4 protein-coding genes are annotated in these 5,661 nt (G+C 67.7%); 2 read left to right on the forward strand and 2 right to left on the reverse strand.

All coding sequences use genetic code 11. The features are described 5' to 3' along the window. Both dnaG and RWX45_RS01455 read right to left on the reverse strand, forming a co-directional pair. Positions 1–1,524: DNA primase (gene dnaG, locus RWX45_RS01450; RefSeq protein ID WP_316022015.1), on the reverse strand; the 1,524-nt coding region annotated here is incomplete at its 3' end. A 41-nt stretch (positions 1,525–1,565) separates the two neighbouring features. Beyond that, on the reverse strand, positions 1,566–2,903 hold the full coding sequence (locus RWX45_RS01455; RefSeq protein ID WP_316022016.1) for a deoxyguanosinetriphosphate triphosphohydrolase: 1,338 nt from the start codon (positions 2,901–2,903) through the stop codon (positions 1,566–1,568). Positions 2,904–3,011: 108 nt separating this feature from the next. On the opposite strand from RWX45_RS01455, the gene RWX45_RS01460 reads away from it, so the two are divergent. Both RWX45_RS01460 and RWX45_RS01465 read left to right on the forward strand, forming a co-directional pair. Next, positions 3,012–4,241: a glycosidase gene (locus RWX45_RS01460; RefSeq protein WP_316022017.1), complete on the forward strand. Its 1,230-nt coding sequence runs from the start codon at positions 3,012–3,014 to the stop codon at positions 4,239–4,241. 150 nt (positions 4,242–4,391) lie between these two features. Continuing rightward, a complete protein-coding gene (locus RWX45_RS01465; RefSeq protein ID WP_316022018.1) occupies positions 4,392–5,648 on the forward strand; it encodes an extracellular solute-binding protein in 1,257 nt (418 codons plus the stop codon). Positions 5,649–5,661 lie beyond the last annotated feature (13 nt).

Raw genomic sequence — 5,661 nt, forward strand, 5'->3', positions numbered from 1 at the left:
GATGTCGTCCGCGCCGATGCGCGCCGCCACCTGCGGCACCTGGACGATGACCTCCAGGGCCCGCCGTTCCAGCTTCTCCACCGGGTCGGTCACCGGCGGCAGACCCGGATGCTGGCTCATCGGCGCCTCCTCCTCCGGAAGGGCAGGGCGATTTCCTCTCCGCTCGCAGGCGCGCACGGCACCAACCGCCTCCGCCTCCGGCAGCCCGAGCCAGCCGGCCAGACGCCGCGTGTACTCGCGTTTGAGGGCACGGTCGCGGATGCCGGCGACGACGGGCGCCGCCGATCTCAACCCCTGCACCCGTCCCTCAGCAGTGTCGAGGTTGAGGTTGGCCAGTGAGGCCCGGATGACGAATTCGAAGAGGGGGACGCGCCGCTGCAGCAGACGCGGAATGGCCTGCGCGCCTTCCTCCATCCGCAGGTCGCACGGGTCCAGACCGCGGGGCTCGACGGCAACAAAGGTCTGGGCGGCGAAGTGCTGGTCCTCCCCGTAGGCGCGCAGGGCTGCTTTCTGCCCGGCGGCATCGCCGTCGAAGGTGAAGATGATCTCGCCGCCGCGGGCGCGATTGCCGGCAATGACCCCGGCCGACGGATCGGCGGCGTCCCCGAGCAGGCGGCGCACAATGCGCACGTGGTCGGAGCCGAAGGCGGTGCCGCAGGTGGCCACCGCCGTGGTCACCCCGGACAGGTGTGCCGCCATGACGTCCGTATAGCCCTCGACGACGACGATCTGGTGGGTGCGGGCAATGTCCGACTTGGCCAAGTCGAGCCCGTACAGCACCTGCCCCTTGTGGTAGATGGCGGTCTCCGGGGTGTTGAGGTACTTGGGCACGGTCTTGTCCGCATCCGACAGCCGTCGCCCACCGAAACCGACCGGGGCGCCGGTGACGTCATGAATGGGCCAGATGAGTCGATCACGGAAGCGGTCGTAAATGCGTCCGGAGTTGCCGCGCCCGCACAGCCCGGACTCAACCAGTTCCCGCTCGGTGAAGCCGTGGGAGCGCAGCATACGGGCGAGATTGTCCCACCCCTCGGGGGCGTAGCCCACACCGAAGTGGGCGGCCGCGTGGCGGTCAAAGCCGCGGCCGGTGAGGAAGTCGCGACCGGTTTGAGCGGCCGGCGTCGCCAACTGCTCCTGGAACCAGGCCTCGGCCAGGCGGTTGGCCTCCAGGAGCCGCTGGCGGGTGCCCGGCTCAATGCCGCGCTTGACGGTGCCACCCTCCTCGTAGCGCAATTGCACGCCCACGCGCCCGGCGAGGTACTCGACCGCCTCTGTGAAGGACAGGTGATTGATCTTCTGCACGAAGTCGATGACGTCGCCGCCCTCACCGCAACCGAAGCAGTGCCACAAGCCCAGCTGGGGGCGGACATTGAAGGAGGGGGTGCGTTCGTCGTGGAAGGGGCACAGTCCCTTGAGCGAGCCCACACCGCCGCTTTTGAGCGTGACATGCTCGCCGACGACGTCCTCGATCTTGGCGCGCTCACGCACCGCGTCGATGTCCTCGCGCTTGATCAGTCCCGCCATGGCCCCATCCTAGGCGAGGGATACGACATTCACCCGCTTGCCTACACCTGGGACAGCAGCCCGCACAGCCGGGCATGCCAGGCTTGCGCGGAGGTATCGGTGAGGGAGGCGATCTGGTCGACGACGGCGCGCAGGCGGCCGGCGTCGTCCGCGGCCTCGTTCCAGGCAGCGGCGAAAATAGGCTCCAGGCGGGCGGGCCCCGCCTCAAGCAGCGCATCCGCCAGGTCGAACAGCTCGGTGCGCTGGCGCAGGTAGACGGGCTCGTGCTCGCGGGGGGCCATGACGTAGCGCACGGCCGCCCCCTTAAGAAGGAGGATCTCGGCGGCGGTCTCTTCGGGGATGACCAGGTCGGCGTCATAGCGGGTCAGTGGCCCTTCGCCGAAGACCTCACGGGTGGCTGCGGCAACGGCGGAGACGAAGCGGCCGATGAGCTGGCTGGTGAGGTTCTTCAGGTCCGCGGCGTCCGCCAGCGAGCCGGTGTAGGCGCGGATCCAGAATGGCTGAGCGGCCAGGCGCTCCCAGGCGGCGCCGAGTGCGTCGGCGCTCATGCGGCCGCCGTACCAGGAGCGGGTGGCGTCGATGACGGTGGCGATCTCTGCGGCGTCGGTGAGCCGAGCGGGATCCATTTTGAACAGGGCGATAGCGTCCTCGACGTCGTGGACGGAGTAGCCGACGTCGTCGGAGAAGTCCATGATCTGCGCCTCCAGGCAGCGTCGGCCCAATGGCGCCCCGGCCCGCATCCAGTTGAAGATTTCGCGGTCTTCGGGGTAGCAGCAGTACTTGACCGCGGAGCGGCCGCTTGCCCCGCCCGGCCCCTCCCCCTTCGCCCAGGGGTACTTGGCCACGGCGTCCAGGCTGGCGCGGGTGAGGTTGACGCCCACGCCGCGCCCGGTGGCGTCCAGGGTCTTGGGCTCGAGCCGGGTGAGGATGCGGAAGGTCTGGGCGTTGCCCTCAAAGCCGCCAATGGACTGGGCCACCACGTTGAGCGCCTGCTCGCCGTTGTGGCCGTAGGGCGGGTGGCCCAGGTCATGCGACAGGCAGGCGGCGTCGACGACGTCGGGATCACATCCCAGCGCCTGGCCGAGGGCACGTCCGACTTGAGCGACCTCCAGCGAGTGGGTCAGGCGCGTGCGCACGAAGTCGTCACTGGACGGCCCCAGCACCTGGGTTTTGGCGCCGAGCCTGCGCAGGGCCGAGGAATGCAGGATTCTGGCACGGTCGCGCTCAAAGGGAGTGCGTTGCGGGTTCTTGGCAGGCTCGGGCACGAAGCGCACCACATCATGGGCGCCGTAACCGATGAGATCGCCGGTGTCCTCGCTCAAAGCGGTGCCCGTGGCCGGCGCCGCCGCGACGGGGAGCTGCTCATGTGAGACAGACATGAGTCCAACGTATCGCAGAAGGTGGCCACACCGGTCATGACAGCGGGTTACTATGAGTCGCGCAGTCCGAAGATCCGGGGAAATCCCGGCGGAAGGGAGCCAGTTGCCGTGACGACCACGACGACGCTCGTCCACCGCGCATACACCGGCCCAGTCGAGTGGTGGCGGGATGGACTCGTCTACGAGATCGCCTCACCCGACCTCGGGGCCACCGAACTGGACCGTGCGAGGGACATACTCGAGCACGTTGTCTCTCTTGGGTTCGGCGCCATCCTCATCCGCCCTTCCCGCATCGCCACCTCCGCTGACGCCGAGGTGGCCGCCTTCCGCCGCTTCGCGGATCGGGCACACGAGCTGGGGCTACGCGTCATCGTGCGGATCTCGGGCGCCCTCGGCCCGGTCACCGGGGCCCACGCCCGCGACGCCAACCCGATCATCGTCGGTCAGGAACGGGATTATGACGGGCTGGTGGTGCGCGCCTCGGGTTTCCTGGCCGCCGGCGCCGACGGCGTGGACTTGGGCACTATTGTTCCTCCCGAAGTCTGGGACGAGTCCGACCTGGGGCGTTTGAGCGAGTACTTCACGGTGGTGCAGTCCTTGGTTGCTCAGTACGTGCCCGAGGGCATGCTCGGCGCCGATGTCTCCGCCACCTATCCCGAGGCGCTGCGCCATCACTTGCAGGACGACTGGCTGCATCACCTGCGCGACGATCGCCTCATACTCTCCCGTTGGGACCCCGCCTCCTTAACCCACGCCATCACCGAGTCACTCATCGAGCACGACCGCTTCGGCGCGCCTCCGGTGTGGCGCTACCTGCCCAGCTACCGGCTGCTGGACCTCTCCGATCCGGGAGATGGACGCCGCTGGTTCGAGACTGCGGCTGGTGCGGAAGTGAATCGCCGTGCGCTGGCACTGCAAGCCCTGGTGCTGGCACTGCCCGGCGCCGTTTATCTGCGTCAGGGCGACGAGATCGGCCTGCCCGACGCCGATAAGCCGACAGATCCGCTGGAGCTGGCGGCGGTGGTATCCGCCTCCTCCCAGGGTGCTCAATTCGGCTCGCCGCTGGCCACCGTCCGGCATGCCACCTATGTGCGCCACGAGCACCACCTGGCGGCAGCACCCTTTGCATTCGTGGAGGGATTGGACTGGTGCCCGCGCGACGTGCTGGCCGCGCTGGCGCGCGACGTGCTGGTCCTGGTCAACACCTCCCAGCGGCCGGTCATGCTGCCGGAGCATGCGGAGGTTCTGCTGTCTTCGGGAGCGCTCGCCCAGGGAGACGGCAACATCATCGTGCCGCCGACGACGACGGTCTGGCTCGATGCCTCCACTGTTGCCTGAGGCACTTTTCTGCAACAACTTTTCATAGAACCCCGGCGCGTCTTGCAAGACTTGCAAGCGTGCGGTAATTTTTTGACACCACATCTCATCAGCTCCCAGGAGATTCGAAGGAGAATCACGGTGTCCCTCAATCGCCGGTCCTTTCTTTCCATGACCGCTATTGCCACCACCCTCGCCGCCGCCGCCGCTTGTGGCTCCAAAGACAGCGAGACCACATCCACCCCCGCCACCGAAGCCGCCGAGGCCACTGCCGAGTCCACCGATGAGCAGGTCGTCCGCGATGCGAACGCCGACCTCGTCATCTGGACCGATGAGGTCAAGGCCGGTGCACTGAAAGACATCGCCCAGCAGTGGGGCGACGACCAGGGCATCACCGTGGCAGTGCAGATCGTCGCCGATGACCTGCAAGGCAATTTCATCGCCGCCAACCAAGCCGGTAACGGCCCGGACGTCATCGTCGCCGCCCACGACTGGATCGGCAACCTGGTCCAGAACGGCTCCATCTCCCCCGTCACCCTCGACGCCGCCGCGGAAGCCAACTACAGCCAGGTTGCCCTGGACGCGGTCACCTATGACGGCCAGTACTACGGCGTTCCCTACTGCGTGGAGACGCTGGGCCTGTTCGTCAACAAGGCGCTCACCGACGTCACCGAGCCGGCCACCATCGAGGAGCTGGTCGAGGCCGGCCAGGCCTCGGGCGCCGACGTCGTCCTGTCGCTGCCGGTCGGCGAGTCTGGCGACGCCTACCACATGGAGCCGCTGTACACCTCCGGCGGCGGCTACCTGTTCGGCACCAAGGACGACGGCTCGCTCGACCCCACCGACGTCGGCGTCGGCGCCGAAGGCTCTGTTGCCGCCGCCAAGAAGATCGGCGAGCTGGGCGAGCAAGGCGTGCTGGCCACCTCCGTCACCGGGGACAATGCCATCTCCTTGTTCACCGAGGGCAAGGCCGCCTACCTCATTTCCGGCCCCTGGGCTCTGGGGGACATCAACACCGCCGGCATTGACTTCGAACTGTCCAAGATCCCCGGTTTCGAGGGTATGGACGACGCCCGCCCCTTCGCCGGCGTCAACGCTTTCTACGTCGCCGGCGGCGCCAACAAGGCCTTCGCCGAGACCTTCGTCGCCGACGTCGCCAAGGACTCCTCCATCGCCGAGGCCATGTACGCCATCAACCCGCTGCCGCCGGTCCAGCAGGACCTGGCCAGCAAGCTGGAGTCGAGTGACGCCAACATGGTCAAGTTCATGGACTTCGCCGCAAATGCCGATCCCATGCCCGCCATCCCCGAGATGTCCGCCATCTGGGGCCCGCTGGGCATGGCCGAGGCCAACATCGTCGGCGGCGCGGACCCCGAATCCACGATGACCAGCGCCGGAGACGAGATCAAGTCCACGCTCGGACTGTGACTCACAGGTGAGG

This window comes from Actinomyces sp. MRS3W (genome assembly GCF_032465695.1).
Classification (GTDB): Bacteria; Actinomycetota; Actinomycetes; order Actinomycetales; family Actinomycetaceae; genus Actinomyces.